The sequence below is a fragment of the Cysteiniphilum marinum genome (assembly GCF_014857925.1).
Taxonomy (GTDB): domain Bacteria; phylum Pseudomonadota; class Gammaproteobacteria; order Francisellales; family Francisellaceae; genus Caedibacter; species Caedibacter marinus.
This window is the reverse complement of sequence record NZ_JACYVZ010000005.1, coordinates 66,997-85,832: the sequence shown is the minus strand read 5'-3', so window position 1 is coordinate 85,832 and position 18,836 is coordinate 66,997. Positions and strand designations below refer to the sequence as shown.

At 37.5% G+C, this 18,836-nt stretch carries 22 protein-coding genes; 9 read left to right on the top strand and 13 right to left on the bottom strand.

Annotation, left to right across the window (positions count from 1 at the left end; genetic code table 11):
- Positions 1–74 precede the first annotated feature (74 nt).
- Genes mazG through IE867_RS04495 form a run of 9 tightly spaced genes read right to left on the bottom strand, consistent with a single transcriptional unit; the run spans position 75 to position 7,938 of the window.
- Positions 75–863 (bottom strand): nucleoside triphosphate pyrophosphohydrolase, encoded by a 789-nt coding sequence (gene mazG, locus IE867_RS04535; RefSeq protein ID WP_192483586.1) that lies wholly within the window; start codon positions 861–863, stop codon positions 75–77.
- Complete coding sequence (gloB, locus tag IE867_RS04530) at positions 853–1,629, bottom strand: hydroxyacylglutathione hydrolase (RefSeq protein ID WP_192483585.1); 777 nt, start codon at positions 1,627–1,629, stop codon at positions 853–855. Before gloB ends, mazG begins: the two co-directional genes overlap by 11 nt.
- Positions 1,626–2,798 carry a hypothetical protein gene (locus IE867_RS04525; RefSeq protein ID WP_192483584.1) on the bottom strand — a complete coding sequence of 391 codons (1,173 nt, stop codon included), beginning with the start codon at positions 2,796–2,798 and terminating at the stop codon, positions 1,626–1,628. The genes gloB and IE867_RS04525 overlap by 4 nt, the downstream gene beginning before the upstream one ends.
- On the bottom strand, positions 2,795–4,045 hold the full coding sequence (locus IE867_RS04520; protein WP_192483583.1) for a hypothetical protein: 1,251 nt from the start codon (positions 4,043–4,045) through the stop codon (positions 2,795–2,797). Before IE867_RS04520 ends, IE867_RS04525 begins: the two co-directional genes overlap by 4 nt.
- Positions 4,046–4,059: 14 nt before the next feature.
- Positions 4,060–4,800, bottom strand: a complete 741-nt coding sequence (locus tag IE867_RS04515) for a uroporphyrinogen-III synthase (protein ID WP_192483582.1) — start codon at positions 4,798–4,800, stop codon at positions 4,060–4,062.
- Entirely contained in the window at positions 4,781–5,209 is a 429-nt protein-coding gene (locus tag IE867_RS04510; RefSeq protein WP_192483581.1) for a SufE family protein, read from the bottom strand. The genes IE867_RS04515 and IE867_RS04510 overlap by 20 nt, the downstream gene beginning before the upstream one ends.
- Before the next feature lie 55 nt (positions 5,210–5,264).
- Positions 5,265–5,798: a TIGR00645 family protein gene (locus IE867_RS04505; protein WP_192483580.1), complete on the bottom strand. Its 534-nt coding sequence runs from the start codon at positions 5,796–5,798 to the stop codon at positions 5,265–5,267.
- 23 nt (positions 5,799–5,821) lie between these two features.
- Positions 5,822–7,231 (bottom strand): TolC family outer membrane protein, encoded by a 1,410-nt coding sequence (locus IE867_RS04500; protein WP_192483579.1) that lies wholly within the window; start codon positions 7,229–7,231, stop codon positions 5,822–5,824.
- A gap of 29 nt (positions 7,232–7,260) precedes the next feature.
- A complete protein-coding gene (locus tag IE867_RS04495) occupies positions 7,261–7,938 on the bottom strand; it encodes a protein-L-isoaspartate O-methyltransferase family protein (protein WP_192483578.1) in 678 nt (225 codons plus the stop codon).
- A gap of 270 nt (positions 7,939–8,208) precedes the next feature.
- Here IE867_RS04495 and trpR point away from each other — a divergent pair, with 270 nt between their 5' ends.
- Both trpR and IE867_RS04485 read left to right on the top strand, forming a co-directional pair.
- Positions 8,209–8,499: a trp operon repressor gene (trpR, locus tag IE867_RS04490; protein WP_192483577.1), complete on the top strand. Its 291-nt coding sequence runs from the start codon at positions 8,209–8,211 to the stop codon at positions 8,497–8,499.
- A 10-nt stretch (positions 8,500–8,509) separates the two neighbouring features.
- The gene (locus IE867_RS04485; RefSeq protein WP_192483576.1) at positions 8,510–9,010 is read left to right on the top strand and encodes a GNAT family N-acetyltransferase; all 501 of its coding nucleotides are present in this window, start codon (positions 8,510–8,512) and stop codon (positions 9,008–9,010) included.
- 78 nt (positions 9,011–9,088) lie between these two features.
- Here IE867_RS04485 and murG read toward each other — a convergent pair whose 3' ends face one another.
- The gene (gene murG / locus IE867_RS04480) at positions 9,089–10,192 is read right to left on the bottom strand and encodes an undecaprenyldiphospho-muramoylpentapeptide beta-N-acetylglucosaminyltransferase (protein WP_192483575.1); all 1,104 of its coding nucleotides are present in this window, start codon (positions 10,190–10,192) and stop codon (positions 9,089–9,091) included.
- 183 nt (positions 10,193–10,375) lie between these two features.
- On the opposite strand from murG, the gene purD reads away from it, so the two are divergent.
- The 7 genes from purD to IE867_RS04445 all read left to right on the top strand — a co-directional run bounded on the left by purD (position 10,376) and on the right by IE867_RS04445 (position 16,495).
- Complete coding sequence (gene purD, locus IE867_RS04475; RefSeq protein WP_192483574.1) at positions 10,376–11,653, top strand: phosphoribosylamine--glycine ligase; 1,278 nt, start codon at positions 10,376–10,378, stop codon at positions 11,651–11,653.
- 965 nt (positions 11,654–12,618) lie between these two features.
- Positions 12,619–12,930 (top strand): type II toxin-antitoxin system HigB family toxin, encoded by a 312-nt coding sequence (locus IE867_RS14960; RefSeq protein WP_192483573.1) that lies wholly within the window; start codon positions 12,619–12,621, stop codon positions 12,928–12,930.
- 2 nt (positions 12,931–12,932) lie between these two features.
- Entirely contained in the window at positions 12,933–13,376 is a 444-nt protein-coding gene (locus IE867_RS04465) for a helix-turn-helix domain-containing protein (RefSeq protein ID WP_192483572.1), read from the top strand.
- A gap of 117 nt (positions 13,377–13,493) precedes the next feature.
- A complete protein-coding gene (locus IE867_RS04460; RefSeq protein WP_192483571.1) occupies positions 13,494–14,243 on the top strand; it encodes a hypothetical protein in 750 nt (249 codons plus the stop codon).
- A 181-nt stretch (positions 14,244–14,424) separates the two neighbouring features.
- Complete coding sequence (locus IE867_RS04455) at positions 14,425–15,300, top strand: hypothetical protein (RefSeq protein ID WP_192483570.1); 876 nt, start codon at positions 14,425–14,427, stop codon at positions 15,298–15,300.
- Between the two features lie 12 nt (positions 15,301–15,312).
- The gene (locus IE867_RS04450; protein ID WP_192483569.1) at positions 15,313–15,678 is read left to right on the top strand and encodes a hypothetical protein; all 366 of its coding nucleotides are present in this window, start codon (positions 15,313–15,315) and stop codon (positions 15,676–15,678) included.
- 103 nt (positions 15,679–15,781) lie between these two features.
- Complete coding sequence (locus tag IE867_RS04445) at positions 15,782–16,495, top strand: hypothetical protein (protein ID WP_192483568.1); 714 nt, start codon at positions 15,782–15,784, stop codon at positions 16,493–16,495.
- Positions 16,496–16,839: 344 nt separating this feature from the next.
- On the opposite strand, the gene IE867_RS04440 is transcribed toward IE867_RS04445, so the two are convergent.
- The 3 genes from IE867_RS04440 to IE867_RS04430 form a co-directional block, all read right to left on the bottom strand.
- Positions 16,840–17,202 carry a hypothetical protein gene (locus IE867_RS04440; RefSeq protein WP_192483567.1) on the bottom strand — a complete coding sequence of 121 codons (363 nt, stop codon included), beginning with the start codon at positions 17,200–17,202 and terminating at the stop codon, positions 16,840–16,842.
- Positions 17,203–17,254: 52 nt separating this feature from the next.
- Positions 17,255–17,554 (bottom strand): hypothetical protein, encoded by a 300-nt coding sequence (locus tag IE867_RS04435; RefSeq protein ID WP_192483566.1) that lies wholly within the window; start codon positions 17,552–17,554, stop codon positions 17,255–17,257.
- A 334-nt stretch (positions 17,555–17,888) separates the two neighbouring features.
- The gene (locus IE867_RS04430) at positions 17,889–18,827 is read right to left on the bottom strand and encodes an AAA family ATPase (protein ID WP_192483565.1); all 939 of its coding nucleotides are present in this window, start codon (positions 18,825–18,827) and stop codon (positions 17,889–17,891) included.
- Positions 18,828–18,836 lie beyond the last annotated feature (9 nt).

The following is an 18,836-nucleotide window of genomic DNA, read 5'->3' as shown; positions in this document are numbered from 1 at the left end:
ATTACGGCGAATTTCTTTTAACGAATGGAACCAAGCTTAAATTCCCGAAAATGACGATTAAATTGAAATATTCTTCACTCAGCTTGTTTCTGCAACTCCCACAACCTGTTTAGCTCATCAGCATCTGTATCAAGCATACTACGATCTTGCGCTTTGAGTACAGCTTCCACGCCACGAAAACGTCTGGCAAATTTCTGGTTTGCTTGACGCATTAACGCTTCAGGATCTGCTTTTAAGTGTCTTGCCAGATTAACACAACTAAAAAGAAGATCACCAAGCTCCTCTTGTGCTTTGTGTTGATCATGCAATAGCACCTCTTTAAGCTCATCTACCTCACTTTCAAGCTTGGCAAAGACATCCTCTATTTTCTGCCAATCAAAACCAATACCTGATGCTCTGGTTTGCATTTTTTTGGCAATGGTTAATGCTGGAAGATTCAAGGCGATACCATCAAGCTCGCTGTTTAATTTGCCACGTTCACGCCGCTTTATATCTAGCCATTGCCGCTCTAAGGCTTCAACATCTTTGATATTCCCTTTGGCAAAAACATCCGGATGACGAACAATCAACTTTTGCGTTAATGCATCAACAATATCTTCAAGATCAAATAGTGATTGTTCTTTAGCAATTTGCGCATAAAAAATCACTTGGTTTAACAAATCAGCCAACTCATATTTCACTGCATCTGTTGCGTGATTTTCTATTGCATCGACTAACTCATAGGCTTCTTCAATCGTATACTCTGTTAAGCTTTGCCAGGTTTGCTCTAGACTCCACGCACATCCCTTATCTCTATCACGCAGCGCTGACATGACCTCCAAAAGATCAGTTAATTGATATTTATCCAAAGTTTTAGAAGACATCTTTACGCGCTCTTAACTCACAAAAGGCTGTTTGTGCATCGATGATATTGGCATTGGTTTGGCGCAGTATTGCTTGAAGTTCATCTTCATTGACTCTAAAGAAAATATTCATTTGATTCTCATCAGCAAGTGTTGTAATCGGTTTATCCTCAGGTGCTATATTTGTCACTTTGTCAAACCATTGACGATAATAATCATCTTGCGGTTGAATGGATTGCGCAAAAGACAAATTATTTTCAAAATAATCATGCGCCGGATACAGCTTTGTTGTTTCAGGCAGTGATCGAAGTTTCTCAATGCTGTGATATAAACGCACTACATCTGCCGTACTATCTTTGACATTACCAACACCTGCGGTAAATATCGTATCCCCACAAAAAAGAAGCTCTTGTTCTGGAAAATAGAAACTAACATGAGAAGCAATATGCCCAGGACACGTAATCACCTGACAATTTGCCGTATTAAAACTCAATTGCTCACCATCTTTGACATAATGATCAACTGGATGCCCACGGTAATGCTCAAAATGCGCATACACAGGGATATTGTACTTTGCTTTTAGTGCTGCTACTGCTGCGATATGATCACCATGATCATGCGTAAGTAAAATCGCTTCTGCCTCGATATTTTGTTCATTTAAAAACTGCTCATAATGCGCCGCCATTGTCGGGTCAATAATCAAAGCTTTATGATTAGCGTCATTAACAAGAAGATAGTTATAATTTCTAAGTGGGTTATTTAAATACCAACGTTTAACATATATCATAAATGCTCCAGTAATAGTTGATCACGCAGCGCACGGTATTTTTGCGCTTGATTTGGCATCGATTGCTTATAGGCTAATCGCTCTTTTGCTAATAGATATTTCAACTGCTCAGGGACCGTTAAAGCACTTTCATGCACTTTGGATAAGTTTGCAGCAATAAAATCATCATCTTGATAAATCAAGGCAAAACTGATGATTAAGATATTCAAGCTTTGATCATCTTGCTTTATCTGTTTAAGCCAGCATGACCGCACAAACTCATAGGCAGCATTATCCTTTGCAAGCTCTAAATATAAGCTAATCAATGGTTTATCAAATGACGCAAGTAAGCGCTTTTGCATGCGCTCTTTAAATTCGGTCTTCGGCACCAAGCTATATAAACGATTGAAGTATGCATACTCTGCATCAAGCGTCAGCTTATGTATCCGTGGCACACTCTGCCAGATTTCATTTAAATCACGTAAGGAAATAGCATGACTAAATAACTGCTGAAATGCATTATCAATCGTTAATGATGACAAAACGCGCTGATGCTTTAACAGTGTGTTTTTCGCATCAATAATTCTTTTTTCAGCCAACTGGCTATTGATTAACACCTCAATAATTTCAATGCTATTTGGTGAGTCTTTGATTAATGCAAGCAACAAGGGCATCGCTTCATCAAATGCCTCGACTTTATAAAAAACCATTGCTTGATAATAACGCCAAACAAATGTCTTTTTATTGGCTTTACTTGACGCATGCAAAATACTTTCCAGCTCCCCATATTTACCTTGTGCTAACAAACCTTGCCAATACAACATCACCAAGCCATCGCCCACTACAGGCATCTTGAGCTTTGCTAACGTGTATTTTTTTTCCAATAGATGATGGTCTCTTAATAAATATGCTCGTTGCATTTCAACCAACTTATAAGTCAATCTATCACGCCTACGTACACGCAAACCTTGCCACCACGCTTTGGGGCTCAACAACACAAGCCTTAAGAGATGGTACAACAGTCCAAGCACACAAAAGAGTGCGACGATCAATACCACAAAAAGCCATAATGGTAATTTGATTAACGTATCTTTGACAAAAAATGCAACAACACCAGGGTTAGCAACCACCCATAAGCTAATCAATACGGCTAATGCACAAATCAGTACCAACCAGATAATTTTTTTCATGGCTGATTACCTTTGGTTTGAGTTGTAGGAATATCTTTACCTGAAAGACTGTCCCCTTTTAATATTGCATGAGTCAATGCATCAATATCGCTGTTAATCGCATCGGTATTAACCGCCTTGATTGCTGCTAAAACAGTCATCATTTTCTTGCTTGAATCATCCGCTTTAAAATACTGCTCTAGTGTTTGTTTAAACTGTGCTTTCACTTCAGAAAGCATCTGTGCGTTATTATTAACCACCGCAAGTTTTAACTGCCAAATCAGTTGGTATAGCTCTGCTAAAACTTTCATTTGTGCATGTTGACTTAATAATAATTGATCTTGTGGTTTGATTTTCTCAACTTGGATAAGTGATTTCATTTGTTGCCACGAATGTGATAACGCACTCTGCCAATTATTCTCCTGATTCATGTCATTGACATCATTATTGTCTGAGTGATTATTTTTAACCAAAGTCAATGGTGACCGAATGTGTAAGCTTAATAGTAATTGTTGTAACTTATTAATTTTAGCTAAGCTTTCATCAATGCTTGGTTCATTATTAATTTGCGTCATCAATGTATCCAAAGCAGGCATCCATTTCGCCGCACCATCAACATTCATCAATAAAGTTTTTGCTTGATTTAAGAAAAATAAACTTTGCGCTTTACTGCCTAAAACTTGCCAAGCTTGTTTGGCAAACTGCAGATTGATAACAACAGCTTGTTTATGCATTTGTTGGATCTGTTGGCTTAATTCTGAACTAGGAAGCAAATAGCTTTGTTTTAGTTGTGCGACATTTTGTGATAGTTGTACTTGATTAAGCTGATTGGCTTTTAGCGCTTCAGTCACGGTGCTTTGCTGACTTGCTTGCTTTGCTTTAAGATCATCGATCATCTTGGCTTGATTATCAAGTTTTACCGTCTGCGCATCTAATTTACTTTGTAGAAGCTTCGCTGCTGTATTATCTGTCTTAACGGGTTTTGTCACCACTGATTCAAGTTTTTGCAACGTTTGGTTATAGCTTTGCTGCTTATATAGTGCGAACATGCTCGCAGCCAAACCTAAAACCGCAAACACAAATACCACAATAACAATAGCAACATAGCCTCGCCAACAACTTATCTTACTTTCCTTCTGGGCTTTCTTGAGCGCTTCACCCTCGCTTTTAGATTTGTCAGCGATCAAGCTTCCATTATCTTTCTTTGCATGAACTGTCGCTTCGGCTAAATCAGCGTCGTGATCCTCGTGGCTTCTTTTTTCTGACATGCTGTCACATCCTCTTATCTCAGCTTAATGATCTGTGCTACAAGCTGATCATGGGTTAAATTCTCTAACAGATATAATTTAACAAAACCTTGGCGTTTAGCCCAGTCCAACATTCGCCTATTTGTCACAGTAACCGTACATTTTTGCTGCCAATCACTGAAGACCTCAAAAATGGGCATTGAAGCTTTGAGTGCATCAAAGCTTGTATAAAGTAAAGCTCTAGGATATCTGTTATACCAATCAATCTGCTGCAGTTTCCTTAGCAATTCCCTTTTATCACAAGCTTTTCGCTCATAGCAATCGATCAGTGAAAAACTTGCCGCTTGTTGTTGTAGGACACTGGTTAATAATTCACGCCCACCTAAACCTTTAATCAACAGGAAATGGCGATCACTTATCGACTGATTAGTATCTGACAAGATTGCTAACAGATACTCTGAATCGGCTTTATCAGGATAGTGCGCTTTGACACCACGCTTATGTAAGGCTAACGCTGTAGCGCTTCCAATTGCCCAAATAGTCGCATGAGCAATTATTGCCTGATCAGGATCAGCACTGAAAAATGACTCTACTGCATAGGTACTGGTAAAAATAATATCCGTATATATATCAGTTGGTATTTCAAAAGGAATATATTCAATTGTGAATGGCTCAACTGCCAACGCGTAAATTTCGTGAAAACAAAGTGTATCAACCAGCAAAGAAGCTTTTGGTTCAGGTCTAAAAACAATAACCTCAGGCGCTAACATCGACATATTTCTGTGCCGTATCGTAGATATAGTTAATCATTGCATGCAGTCCATTGTTGCGCGTGGGACTGAGATGCTTTGCCAGACCAATCTCGCTCATAAAATCAGTATCTGATGATATAATTTCTTTTGGCGTTGATCCGCTATAGACTTTTAATAACAGTCCAATTAAGCCTGAAACAATTGCTGCATCACTAACTGCATAAAACGTAAGCCTGCCATCATCCAAAATGGCATCAAACCACACTTGCGACTGACAGCCTTTAACCATGTGCGCTTCATCTTTTTTATCCTCTGGGAATGGCTCAAGATTTTTGCCTAAACCGATAAGATAGGCGTATTTATCATTCCAGTCATCAAAGAAGTCAAAATCATCAACGATTGCCTGTTGGCGGTTTTTAATTGTTGTCATCATCTATCCAGTAATGTTTAATGGCAAGCCTTGTACTCAAGCGCTTAACCACACATGTCTATTCTTTAATTTTCTTCTCAAGCACCCCAACCATCACCAAAATAAGTGCCGAGATTAAAAACGTCAAATGCAGTACAACGTACCACAGTAACTCACGATTCGTTAATTGTGGAATATCTAGAAATTGTTTTAACAATGAAATCGATGAAATCGCTACAATTGAACCTGCGATTTTAAGCTTAACTCCGGTATGTGATAGACGCTTGATCCAAATTGGCTCACCAGATTTATGCTCAACATCAATTCTTGAGACAAAATTCTCATAACCACTGATAATGACAATAACAATCAGGTTTGCGACCAAAACAGTATCACAAAGTGTCAATCCTAGTACAATTAACTCATGTGGCTTAAGCGCATTGATACTCGTAAATAAGTGGAAGACTTCATTCGCCATTTGATAGACAAATGCCAAAAGAACTAACACTAAAATAAGATAAATCGGCGCTTGAATCCAACGACTGGCAAAAACAATACGCTCCAAAAGAACTTCGATGTAGCTCAGCCTGCCATCTCTTTTATTATTTGACATTTAGAATATGCCTTCTGTTAACATCATATTTTACTGCTGCTTTTAGTCGAAACTTTATCGGCCGTTAACCACTTATTAATCGCATCGATATCTTTATAGCTAATTACACCCGCTGTATTCTTAAGTGTTAGTAAGTCATTTATATAAGCGTATTTCGCCTGAGCATATTGCTGCTGCGCTTGGAAAAGCTGCTGTTGCTGTTGCAATAGATCAACAATTGTATGCGTTCCAACTTCATAACCTGCTTTCATTGCTTTCACAGACGCTTCTGCCGCAATAACTGCCTGCTTATAAGCTTCCACTTGTGCAATATCAGATAACACCGTCAAATAAGCTGTTTTTAGTTGGCTCTCAGTCTCTCGCTCGGCTTCTAATAAAGTATACTTTGATGCTTCTTTGGTATATTGCTGCTGTTTTAATGACGCATAATCACTACCACCGTTTAACACATTCCAAGACACACCTACACCAACAGATGCATTATTACTTGCTGAGGTGTAATTAGTATTTTGATAATTCAACGCTCGTGATGCTTTGGCCGTCAATGTTGCTGCAGGCAAGAAACTACCCCACAAACCACTAACGCCGGCCTTAGCAGCTTCTAAAAGGAACTGATTCTGAACGATGTTATAGTTTTGTTTTAAGGCAATATCTAGCCATTTGTCCATATTATCCGGATCGGGTTTATCAAATGGAAACTTAGTACTTAAGTTTTCAACTGAGGTAACTTGTTGACCGATAATTTGGCTTAATGCGGCATAAGATGTTGCCAGATCATTCTTTGCCTGAACTGTCGCCGCTACAGCCTGTTCATATTGTGCTTTAATTGCCTGAACATCCGTAATGGCAGATAACCCAACCTTATATTTCTCTTGTGTTTGGCTTAAAAGCTCTTTGTTCCATGATTGGTTTGCTTGTGCATACGCTAGATTGTCTTGTGCTTGCAATACTGCAAAGTAAGCACTGGCAACATTGGTAATTAAACTTGCTTGCGCCATGACAAAGGTAATGGCATCAGCTTTTGCCTGATAACTTGCGTAATTATAACCACCCCAAGCGCCCCAGTTAAAAAGTGCTTGCGTTGCCGTTAAGCTTGGTGATTGTGTAAAGTATTTTGACTTAGCTCCTGTAGATGCATCAGCAGTTGAGCTGTAATTGCCTTGCGCGTTATAGCCTAGCGTAATATTGGGCAAAAGGGCGCCTAATGCCGCAGGCACTGCCTCTTGAGTAGACTTAAATGTCGCCTCAGCCGCCAAGTATTGCGCATTTTGCTTTTGCGCTAACTGATAAATACCTGATAGGTTTTGCGCTTGTGTTTGTGACACATCCGCTGCAGTAGTAGTTGTTTGTGTTTTTGCCACAGAATCTACAGGCTCTGCTGATGCATATCCCAAAAAAAGCAATCCACTCATCATTATGGTGATTTTTTTCATCTATTTACCTAACCTTTTATCATTATTACCTAAAATTGAAATGTCTCATCCTGCAATTTTTGCCTTATTTGCCCTACTGACTTATAAACATCAAAGGTTGACATTTGCTGGTAAGATCCATCTGCATTCTTTTGTACCAAAACAGCCTTAGCATAGCTATCTTTTTCAAGAAAGTACAACATTCTACCATTGGCAGCGAGATATTTTAGATAATCCGTAGGCTCTGACTTTTGCATCTCTTTAACAATCACTAAGTCAAACACATTATGCTCTTGCAGCAACTGGTTTAAACCATCTACATTATTTTCTTTGTTCACATGATACTTAGCATTGTAAACGCCTATCGTTTTTAATGCATTTTTGACATGGTTTAACATATCTTCATGTGGATCGACCACATCAACCAACTTGGTAAGCTTTGCCAAAAGTGCAGTTAAATAACCACTACCACAGCCAAGCTCAAGTACTCTTTCATGCTTTTTAGGTTGCAGCAATTGTAGCATTTTAGTCACTGTTTGTGGTGTCAATTCATATTGATGGTGATTAAGCAGAATCTCAACCTCTGAATAGGCTACCTCTTTATAATTACTAGGAACAAAAACCTCACGCGGGGTGTCAATAATCACACTGAGCAAATCACCATACGGCACACCTAAGGTACGTATCTGCTGTTTGATCATATTCTCTTTTGCAAGCTCTATATTCATGCACAAAACCTTTTTATTTTCTTTTTCTTCTAAGTCTTAATCAATTTGATCATGAATAGCTTAGTTACTTTCACTCTCAAGTGAAGCGCACTATACCACAATTTAGTGCTGGTTATTCTAAATGCATTAGTTAAGATATTCAAATACTGTTAGCGCTTATTATACGAATCCGCGATACTAGATTAATTTCTAAATTTCACTAATTTTATCTGGACAGATCACAACCACACATGTATCGTTACACTAATACAAAAATTTGGTCGCATGATCATGGAATCCAACTGGAAAAACTTAGTTAAATTATTACAACAGACAAATGATGAAACTGAAATGACAAAATTATTGGATTTTTTGTTCACACTCGAGGAAAAAAATCAAATATCTAATCGCTATGCTTTAGCAGAGCTTATGATATTAGGTGAAAAGCCTCAGCGTGAAATTGCTAAGAATCTCGGGGTCAGCATTAGCACCGTAACGCGTTGTTCTAACGCATTAAAAGTGCTACCTGACGAAATAAAACAAAAATTCATACAACCACAAAGCAAAAAAGCTAATACTTAAGGAGCGCTTTATGACGATTCAAGCACTAACAAAAGCACATCAATCACAAGTTCAACAACTTTTTGCTGATGTAAACTTTTTTAATGCTGAATGGTTTTTTAGCCCAAGACAGCTCTTTTTTGGCTTTTTTACCAAGAGCAACGAACTGGCCGGCGTTGCTCACATTGAAATCTATCACAATGCTATGATTGTCAAAGCATTAACAACACACAAAGCACATCGTAATCAAAAAATTGCAGCGAAATTACTCGCTCACATTGAAGCGCTTACTGATAAGTTTAATTGTGATGTGTTATATGCATTTACACAGTTTGGTGCCAACTATCTTGAGTGCAGTGGTTTTGAGCAAACAGTTCAGACTAAATTACCACTACAAATACGTGATTATATGTCTAATCACAACTTAAGCGATACAATCATTATGAAAAAGGCTTTACCCAATGTAAAAAAGCATCTAATGCGGCAAGAATCGCTAACAGCTCAAGTTCAATTGAGTCATCTTGTCGCATAAATTAATTTCTTGATTTAAACTGGCTTACTTACTTCCACTCATTGAAGTCACGTACTTTTTCTAAATACCTAACGCCAATCAAACAGCAAGATATTTTTTCACCTCTGTTACAACTTTTTCAACCGCATCTAACTTTGCAACCCCCTTTGCATGATTTGACATTTTCTCAAGCTCGGCACGGTTCATGTCCATTGCACGCACAAAAGCCATTAACTTTTGTGCATTAAAATTCTGCTCACGGATACAAATTGCTGCCTCCGCCTGAACTAGAAATTGCGCATTATGATACTGATGATCATCTACCGCTTGAGCAAAAGGTATAAAGAAAGCAGGCACACCGGCACAAGCCACCTCGGAAACAGTTAGAGCGCCCGCACGACAAACAACAATATCTGCCCACTGATAAGCTGCAGCCATATCACTAATAAAAGGCTCAACTTTAAGCTCACATTTATAATCAAAAGCTAACGAATTATAGACCTCCTTGGTCTCTTCATAGGTTTTCTCACCTGTTTGATGCCATAGATTAACGCAAGCATCCTTTGGTAAGTCACGCACAAATTCTGGCATTGCATCATTTAATATCTTAGCCCCTTGACTCCCCCCTAATACCAAAACATTTAATACATGCTTATAAAAATCATGCTTTTGCTCATGCAACACCTTAATTTCATCACGAATCGGATTACCAATCACCTCAATATTTGACTTTGTTTTAAAGGCACTGGTTGGAAAAGCGCACAAAACTTTACGCGCAAATTTAGCGAGTGTCTTATTGGTCATCCCTGGACGCGCATTTTGCTCATGAATGATTAAAGGCACACGCATAAGGCGCGCTGCTAGACCACCAGGTCCTGCGGCATAACCGCCAAAACCAATAACCACTTTAATTTTTTGTTTGCGAATAACACGCATCGCCTGCAAAACTGCATAACTTAAGCTAAAGGGTAAACTCAGTTTTTTTAACATGCCTTTTTTACGCACACCACGAACTGATAGATAAAACAGTGGATAACGCTCACCGACCAGTCTAGTCTCTAGACCATATTCAGTACCAAGCCAAGAGACTTCGATATTTTGACGCTTAAGCTCATCTGCTACCGCTAACGCTGGAAATATATGTCCACCAGTTCCTCCTGCCATGATAAGTACGCTATGTTTTGAATTATGATTATGCTTCACATCATCCCTTATCTATTTCATCTCACAAATTTTGCTCAATTGTACAGCACATCTTAATTGCAGCAAATGATTATGCGCTACTTTACAGTCAAAAGGTAAGACAAGAAGCATTGTAATATGGTTTATGGCAGGTATACTAACAAGCACTTAAAGTCTGTAAGTGAAATGCCGAAGGAATCCTGCATGAAAATATTAGTTATTGGTAATGGTGGTCGTGAACACGCGCTAGCGTGGAGACTTGCTCAATCTGAGCATGCCACACATATCTACGTCGCCCCTGGTAATGCTGGCACTGAATATGAAGCCAAGGTTAGCAATATTGACATTGCGGTGACTGATATTCCACATTTAGTAAACTTTGCCAAAGATAATGAAATTGAACTAACTATTGTCGGTCCTGAATTACCTCTTAGCCTTGGCATTGTCGATGAATTTGAAGCGCATGGTTTAAATTGCTTAGGCCCCAAAAAGCAATGTGCACAACTGGAATCCTCTAAAGCCTTTAGCAAGGATTTTATGACCAAGTACAACATCCCAACAGCGCGCTATCAAAACTTCACCGAAGTTGACAAAGCCAAGATGTATCTTAAAGAAATGAGTTTACCTGTTGTTATCAAAGCTAGTGGCTTAGCTGCAGGCAAGGGAGTTGTTATTGCCCAAAGCATGGATGAAGCCGAAAGCACGATCGAAGACATGCTTGAAGGAAATCGCTTTGGCGATGCCGGTTGCGAGATTGTTATCGAAGAGTTCCTAAATGGTGAGGAGGCAAGCTTTATTGTGTTGTGTGATGGCACACATGCATTAGCTATGGCAAGTTCACAAGATCATAAAGCACGTGATGATGGTGATAAAGGTCCGAATACTGGTGGTATGGGTGCTTACTCGCCAGCGCCTATCGTCACTGATAAAATTCACCAACAAGTCATGCAACAAATTATTCAGCCTGTCCTTGATGGCATGAAGAATGAAGGAGAAGCCTACAAGGGCTTCTTGTATGCCGGACTCATGATTATGCCAAATGGCGAAATTAAAACACTGGAGTTTAATTGCCGCTTTGGCGACCCTGAAACACAACCTATTATGATGCGCTTAGAGTCTGATTTAGTTGAACTTGCATTTGCCGCATTAAATGAAGAGCTTGACGAATATGAAGCCCACTGGAATCCAGGCACAGCCCTAGGCGTGGTCATGGCAGCTGATGGCTACCCTAATCACTATAATACAGGTGACATCATTATTGGACTTGATCAAATTCATGACACCAATAGCAAAGTCTTTCACGCTGGGACCAAACGTGATGAGGCAAGTATTGTCACCAACGGTGGTCGCGTACTTTGCGCTACTGCGTTAGGTCGCAATATCGAAGAAGCTTATAATCATGCCTATAAATTAGTAGATAGCATTACTTGGCAGAATGAATATCACCGCAAAGATATCGGTAAAAAAGCATTCGCCAAATGATCAACACTAAATACTGTAAAATAAGTAACTGCTCAGCAGATTGTTCATTAAACTATGGGATTTTGCCATTAAAGACATCAAAATCTCATGGTATTTAAGACCATCCACCACAATCTGATCATAAATTTTTGCTGATTAAGATCTATTTATCAGTCAATAGCACTGATTGATTAGATATACTCACTAAGTGACGGCTAAATCAGAGACACTATAAGTAAACACTTGAACGCAAGTCCTTACGAGATACCATAAAACGTTATGAACACGTAAAGCCTTATAAAGCAAGGCATTAAAGATGATAATGAGATAATTTGAGGCGTTATAATATGATTATTTGGTGCGACGGGGAGACTCTAAGAAAACCTTGCAACCATTGAAGTTAAAGTATTTAAAAATTAAATCATTCCGCATGGGTACATTACAGGGGACACTTATCGCAATATGCCCCCTTGCATGAAATTTCATTGACCACCTCAAGTTAAGTAAGTCTCACAACTAAAACCAACATTAGGTGAGCTCAAAATTGAGCCTACCAAAGTTAAGCGTTTTACCGTCTTACCTGACTGGTTTTTAACCTACTCCAATGGCGGAACTTGAATCACGCCTTTTTTAGCGCATATTTAATTATGCTTTCCTCGATAGGTATTTCGCTTTTTGATAGGTTATATTCATCATATTTTCTATTATTGGATTCATATTGACCAAGGTACAAATCTGTACCTTGCTTTAATTGCTTAAATTATGCTTTCCTCGGTAGGTATTTCGCTTTTTGAATACTTTCCCCATTTACATAGGTATACAGAACGAAACGAAATCAATTTTTACAGGCAATGAGAAAATGCTTTTTGCGCATGTCAAACCTGCCAGCATTGAACTGCTTAAAAGTACCTTTAAAATAATATGATTGATTTATATGTCATAATGACATATTCTTATGTAAGAACCTACCAACCAGTATTTAAAACATGCACCTAATCAGTAGAGCAATGCTCATCGCATACTGTGAGCACAATACTCAAGCAACAGAACCTCTGCTTGAATGGGCGTGCAAGATAAAATTATCTACTGCAAAAAGTCTGCATGAGCTAAGAGAGTCATTTGCTAATAGCGTTGACTCAGTGGGGAGGTATACAGTTTTTAATATTGGTGGTAATGCCTATAGATTAATTACTACCATTCACTACAACAGGCAAAAAGTATACACCAGAGCAATTTGGACTCATGCAGAATATAGTAAGCGTGCAAATCAAATGAAGTTATTAAATGGAGGCATATAACGATGTTAGAAACAAAAAAAACACAGCAAGCACTGAGTGTGGTTGCGCCATGGTTTAAGCCACCAACAAATAATATCGAACTAAATCAGCTAATAAATTTATCCCTAGAGCTGGCTGACTTTATAGGTGATAACACTCAGCACGAATATTTACCGATTTTGGAGATAATAGAACGGCACATTGCTGATTATGAAAACATGTATTTGCCCGAGCTTTCGGAGCTAACCACGCCCAACAGATTGGTTCAATTTCTTATGGCAGAGTATAACCTTAAGCAAAAAGACCTTGTAGACATCTTTGGCAATCAAGGAAATGTTTCTAAATTTTTAAATGGACATCGCCAGCTAACCTTAGAGCAAATAGCCAAACTAAGTAAGCGCTTTAATTTAAGTGCTGATGCTTTTATCTCTTGGGATAATATGAATAAGAGTGATTCAGTTCACTAGGTTTAATGGTCTAAATTCTTTGTTAACTGAAATACAAAGAATTTCAACTACTGGCACAACTAAATAATGTAGTCTAAAATTTCGCATAACAACGTGATATGTATTGGAGTATACATAATGAAAAGCATATTGATTTGCATTTTACCCTTTATTCTTTGCTCATGTGCTATTTTTACTGATAAATACACATACAAAAACCCAAACCCTAAAGCACTTACTGAGAATATTAAATGTTTAAAAGAAGGTGTATCTTTTTCCCCTCCGCCAACTAAGGATATTTTAGTCTCCAATATAGGTGATAGTATGTTTGTCTCTTCTAGATATATAATTATGCAACAAAGAAAAATAAATACTCAAAACTTAAGAAATGGTTTTGGCTCTCCTAATCCATCAGATTGGAGTGACACCTACATATACGATGATGGTGATATAAAATCTTTAGTGTTCACAAGCCCTAGCTTTTATGCTGGGATTATTGGAGTTATTGCTAATACAGAAGGCAAATTTATGACAAAAGAGCCATTTGTAGCTGTTAAAGGTAGTAAAAAAGGATGGCGATGGGAAAAACCTAGTAATTCAAGTGATCATTTTTTCTCGATAATAGAAAATACAATTACTGTACAGCAATGGAGAGTCCGCTATTCAGGTTTGAAAAATAATAATCTGCATATCCAAATCATACCACTCATAGGGAAAACCTCTGAAAAAGATGTAATACATGACATATATATTACTAAACAACAGTTCATGCAGGGTTTTTCATTGAAAGAAATATTTATTAAAGGAATCTCAATAAATAAAGACGCATCCATAACCTATACCGTTAAAAATATTAAGAACTATTTTCCTTGCAATAGAGACCCTTAAAGTTTGAGCTTTTTAACAAATAGTCAAAATGGCAAATGGCTTTAAATATGTCAATTAGCAGTGTAATAATACCATGCTATTTGCACTCAAACCCACACTGGCACTGATTAATAATTTTACTATACTCATATCTGAACTGAAAAGTTAGTTAATATTTACGGCTCATACACAAGGATAGGACATGTCAAACAATAGCGATAATACTCATAACTCTATTAAAATCATTCAAGATATTGCCGTCAAGAATGGCTATCTACTTGAATTCGAAGTGTGCCAATCAATTGATAAATTAATCAATAAGCAAGAACGATCAGAAATTAGAATGGGGGAACTCATTGGCAGGGATAACATTGAAGTTGATATCATTGCTGCGTTTTTTGAGAAAAATTATATGATTGAATGCAAAGGAGCTCAAGAAGGAACAAATTTAATCCTTGTCAAAGCACCTAAAAGTATTTGTGATAAAGACAATGACACTACTAAGAGCTATTCCAGTGATGTTGTCTGTCAGCTAGTTACTAAAAAACATAAGCTAGCTTCAGGCAGAGATATCAACTATAGAGTTATTAATTTTAATATTAAAGATGGTCAGTCAGCACCATATACAATTAATGGCAACTTTCATCAAATGAACTCAAATAAATGCTTTGATTCAGCAGACTCCAGAAATAATTTTTATAAAGCACAGCAACAGATATGCCAAACCATGGAAAACTTCTCACCGACCCCATTGATTGAAGGTGATAATAAACCATACCCTTCAATAGTAATCCCTATAATCGCAACTAATGCAGATATATGGGTTATTGACTATGAGACTAACAGTGGAAGCGATATCAATCCAGTGATTAAACAGTATGATTGGGCTATCCATAGAGTAGTAAATAGGAGTCAAAATATAAAAATTATTACAAACTCTGAGCTTCAACACACTTCACCAATTATGCAAGTACTCATAGTTAATAAGCATAAAATTGAAAGCTTAATTAAATTTTTGAACACAAATATTAAGATTCATAATAACAGTGGGCAAAAACTTACAGTACCGACTAGATAAAAGGAACAACCTATGGACTCAGAAAGTATTGGACAAGAGCTAATTGATTATATTAAAAATCACGCTTGTTTACCTGAAGATGCTAAGTATCGCCATCAATATAATGGTCATGGCAGCGATTATAAATGCTATATTGATTGGTCTCTGAAGCATGATGGGTCGCCAAGTACATATTCAAAAATTATAGAGATTATAATATCTAAAGAAACACTCGACGACTACCCTTACTATAAAGATAAGACAAAAGCTAAAAATAAATTAGTCTTAATAATCGATGATTTTATATCTCACTTTAATCCAATAACTTCCCCCTCTCCTTATGTACTCAGACCAATAATACCAATCCCCATTAAAAGCGAAGACATCTGCAATTATTGATAATACTTAAAACTAATACACACAAAATATCACTCACAATCTGAAATTTTTACTATACTTGCGAATACTGTTTCTCTCTCACACAGTCAATAAGGACATCGTTATGTGGATTGCTCTTTTTAGTGCCCTTTTTGGTGCCCTTTTTGGTGGTATCATTGCGCTTATAACCAATATAATACTTTATAAAAAGCAACAGAAAAATTGTGAGCATGTTTCAATTAGCAATAATATCGCTATGATAAATGCTATCTTAACCAGAGTCTTTGAGCTCAAAAAGTATTTGATTAAACTTAAGAATGATCTAAATAATGAACACCAGCGGTCAGACCCTACCAGAAATGTAATCCAATTTGAGACATTAATTCCACCCATTAGCATAGTAGAATTAAAGCTTATGACTTTAAAATACCCAAATATTATTTTGTTATTAAACAGGCTAAACTCATCTATAACAAAATTTAATATAAGCTTAAATGAATACAATAACGCCATTAAAGGGGCGAATAAACTTGAAAATAATGTATGGCATTATAAATGGGTTATGTTTTATCAATGCCTATTAGATTCCACAAATAATGTTATATATTTTTCCATACTAGCGCAAAAGCAATTGGCTATATATGGGGCTCGCACATATGGCAAAAAATTTATTTTAAAAGAAAACAAATACACTGACCAAGGCGATTTGATTCCTCCGCCTAAACCTTGCTGGGAGGAAATAGTTTATTTTCCTAAATCAGACGCTTGCATAAGAGCATTTCAATTTCAATACGGAGCTTATAAAGTCGAGTGTGCTATATCAAAAGAATCTATATAACCCAATTTTTAAGGTACTTCCTAGCCCTTGTAGCAACGCAGGTTTGATACGCGCAGAAAACACTTTCTGCGTGGGTTTTCGGATTACTGGGTGTAGGACTAGGTTACCACCTCTTAAAGGCATATAACAAAAGGGATTAAGGCAATTTCAAACATATAGTGCAATAGTCGATTTAGGCAATATAACCACTTTAAACGCTCTTGCAAATTCAAGAGCTTAAACTTGGGAATATTTTAACCTCTTCATTTCAGAGGTTAAACTTTAATCATTCCAACCCTCACTGGGAGGGTGGGAGAAAAATTAGTTAATGGGTTAGTTGAAAAAGTTGAGATACACAGTAAGTACTACAATGCCAGCACAGCCTTCTTAATGGTTTTTTTATGAAACCCACATATATCAACAATCTCAGCTTCGCTATAACCTTTGTTAACCATGTATTGAATAATGCTTCGTTTTGCAAAAGCCCTTTTATCACGGTGATATTCTCTTTTGCTCACATATAAACGCTGTCCTCCAAACTCATTTACCAATTGAACGAGTACCTCTCTGGGTAAAACCTTCTTAAGCTTTAAAGCTGTTTGTATATATATGGGGATATAAATCATTCCGCGAGCATTACCTTGTGCAAGGTCGCACACTATATCCGCATAGTGCTCACCGATGATATGTTGTATAAGTTTATAACCAATTGATTTTTGAACGTTCATTTTAAGTCACTCCTGTTAAGCTTTAATACTGTGATATGAATTATTTACTGCGTTATTTGCTTAAATATTGGCGTATCCAATTATTCGCTTTTCGTCTGGCTAAGTTAGTGCGTTTTATTGGGCAATCCGCAGTGTAATATTCTTCAATCCATACTTGGCAATACTGTTCGATGATTGCATACCGTGAAAACCAGCGCGTATGGATAAGCTGACTCCTGACATAGGCAGCATCTAATGGTGTTATTCCATATGGTACTAAATCAACCAGTGTTTTTGGTGTTGATTTTTCAGGTTCACCAAAGGGAATCTCACCCCCAAAATTGATGTTTTTTTGCCTTATAACTTCGCTCATTTTTTGTCACCTTTAGCATGGCAAAATGTGTAGATTTTGCGATCATATTATTAAAAATTACGTGCAACAAAAATAGCCGATTTTGTTGCAGCTCAAATAGCATCCAGTTGCAGTTTGTTGCAGAAAAAGTTGCAGTTGCAACAACTATATAAAATAAGGGTTTGAAGCATATTTTTCACCTGTTACTGTTGCAGCATTTGTTGCAGCGTTTTTCGATTTGTTGCAATGTTGCAGCCCCTAAGGGAGTGCAACATTGCAACATTTACAAAAATTACTTTTATTTTTTCACGAAAAGCATGGCAAATTCTGGCTCGTAATTTAATCAAAAACCTCATCATACACCCCTTATAATTCCATCGCATTTTTGACGCTTTTGGATGATTCTAGACACTTGATATCTTTCAAGTTCAAGTTCCTTGGCTATATCTATCTGCTTCATTCCTTCTTGAAGCATTGCCATCACTTTATCATCGATACCATCGTCAAAATCCTCACACACCCAACCGTCACTGGTTAAAGCTGCTTTAAAGGGCTTGGCATCTTCGCCATAAAACAAACGTGCTTTAGTATAACTGACCTTAAAAGCCGCACCATCCTCCGCGCTATAGCCTTCTTCATGCTCAAGTTTTATTACTGTGCTGAGTACGTCTTCTTTCTTACTGGTTCCACGTTGGTCACCGTTCTTATTAGAATGATGGATAAATAAAACCGCTTTCCCTTTAGCTCGTAACTTAAGCGCCCATTCCTGCACTGGTATCCAACTATCTGCTTCATTATCTCTGCCATTACGGCATAAGGTACTGATATTATCCACGATAATTAATTCAGCATCGTTAACTGCATCCTCAATCAAACTGGTGTCCCTTATTGTTGATAAATCTGGAGATATTTTATCCTCTAGCAAATCAGGGGTTATAATGCTTAATGTATCGTCTGCAAGCTTCCTGCCGTTATCAATACTTTTTAAACGCTCTTGTAATGTATAAGCAGGCATTTCCCCATCAATAAATAAAACCTTAGCCTTGCGCGGGGCGCTCCATTTTAAAAAGTTAATACCTGCTGCTACTGCATATGCAATATTTAAGCTTACGTGCGTCTTTCCTACGCCACGCATGGCATATATCATTGCCAAGCCTTGCTCCTCTATTATGGGATACAATAAAAAATCAGCAGGCTTAAGCCGTATATTCAAAAACTCACCCAGCTTTACAGGTGAAATCATTTTCTTTTGCGCCTGAAGTTCTGCCGTTATTTGGTCTGTATCTTTAGTCATTTGGTTAAC

What these genes read in the sequence shown, in the direction of transcription:
- mazG (WP_192483586.1), bottom strand. Translation starts at nt 863, where the DNA reads ATGTCTTCTAAAACTTTGGATAAATATCAATTAACTGATCTTTTGGAG.
- gloB (WP_192483585.1), bottom strand. Translation starts at nt 1,629, where the DNA reads ATGATATATGTTAAACGTTGGTATTTAAATAACCCACTTAGAAATTAT.
- IE867_RS04525 (WP_192483584.1), bottom strand. Translation starts at nt 2,798, where the DNA reads ATGAAAAAAATTATCTGGTTGGTACTGATTTGTGCATTAGCCGTATTG.
- IE867_RS04520 (WP_192483583.1), bottom strand. Translation starts at nt 4,045, where the DNA reads ATGTCAGAAAAAAGAAGCCACGAGGATCACGACGCTGATTTAGCCGAA.
- IE867_RS04515 (WP_192483582.1), bottom strand. Translation starts at nt 4,800, where the DNA reads ATGTCGATGTTAGCGCCTGAGGTTATTGTTTTTAGACCTGAACCAAAA.
- IE867_RS04510 (WP_192483581.1), bottom strand. Translation starts at nt 5,209, where the DNA reads ATGATGACAACAATTAAAAACCGCCAACAGGCAATCGTTGATGATTTT.
- IE867_RS04505 (WP_192483580.1), bottom strand. Translation starts at nt 5,798, where the DNA reads ATGTCAAATAATAAAAGAGATGGCAGGCTGAGCTACATCGAAGTTCTT.
- IE867_RS04500 (WP_192483579.1), bottom strand. Translation starts at nt 7,231, where the DNA reads ATGAAAAAAATCACCATAATGATGAGTGGATTGCTTTTTTTGGGATAT.
- IE867_RS04495 (WP_192483578.1), bottom strand. Translation starts at nt 7,938, where the DNA reads ATGAATATAGAGCTTGCAAAAGAGAATATGATCAAACAGCAGATACGT.
- trpR (WP_192483577.1), top strand. Translation starts at nt 8,209, where the DNA reads ATGGAATCCAACTGGAAAAACTTAGTTAAATTATTACAACAGACAAAT.
- IE867_RS04485 (WP_192483576.1), top strand. Translation starts at nt 8,510, where the DNA reads ATGACGATTCAAGCACTAACAAAAGCACATCAATCACAAGTTCAACAA.
- purD (WP_192483574.1), top strand. Translation starts at nt 10,376, where the DNA reads ATGAAAATATTAGTTATTGGTAATGGTGGTCGTGAACACGCGCTAGCG.
- IE867_RS14960 (WP_192483573.1), top strand. Translation starts at nt 12,619, where the DNA reads ATGCACCTAATCAGTAGAGCAATGCTCATCGCATACTGTGAGCACAAT.
- IE867_RS04465 (WP_192483572.1), top strand. Translation starts at nt 12,933, where the DNA reads ATGTTAGAAACAAAAAAAACACAGCAAGCACTGAGTGTGGTTGCGCCA.
- IE867_RS04460 (WP_192483571.1), top strand. Translation starts at nt 13,494, where the DNA reads ATGAAAAGCATATTGATTTGCATTTTACCCTTTATTCTTTGCTCATGT.
- IE867_RS04455 (WP_192483570.1), top strand. Translation starts at nt 14,425, where the DNA reads ATGTCAAACAATAGCGATAATACTCATAACTCTATTAAAATCATTCAA.
- IE867_RS04450 (WP_192483569.1), top strand. Translation starts at nt 15,313, where the DNA reads ATGGACTCAGAAAGTATTGGACAAGAGCTAATTGATTATATTAAAAAT.
- IE867_RS04445 (WP_192483568.1), top strand. Translation starts at nt 15,782, where the DNA reads ATGTGGATTGCTCTTTTTAGTGCCCTTTTTGGTGCCCTTTTTGGTGGT.
- IE867_RS04440 (WP_192483567.1), bottom strand. Translation starts at nt 17,202, where the DNA reads ATGAACGTTCAAAAATCAATTGGTTATAAACTTATACAACATATCATC.
- IE867_RS04435 (WP_192483566.1), bottom strand. Translation starts at nt 17,554, where the DNA reads ATGAGCGAAGTTATAAGGCAAAAAAACATCAATTTTGGGGGTGAGATT.
- IE867_RS04430 (WP_192483565.1), bottom strand. Translation starts at nt 18,827, where the DNA reads ATGACTAAAGATACAGACCAAATAACGGCAGAACTTCAGGCGCAAAAG.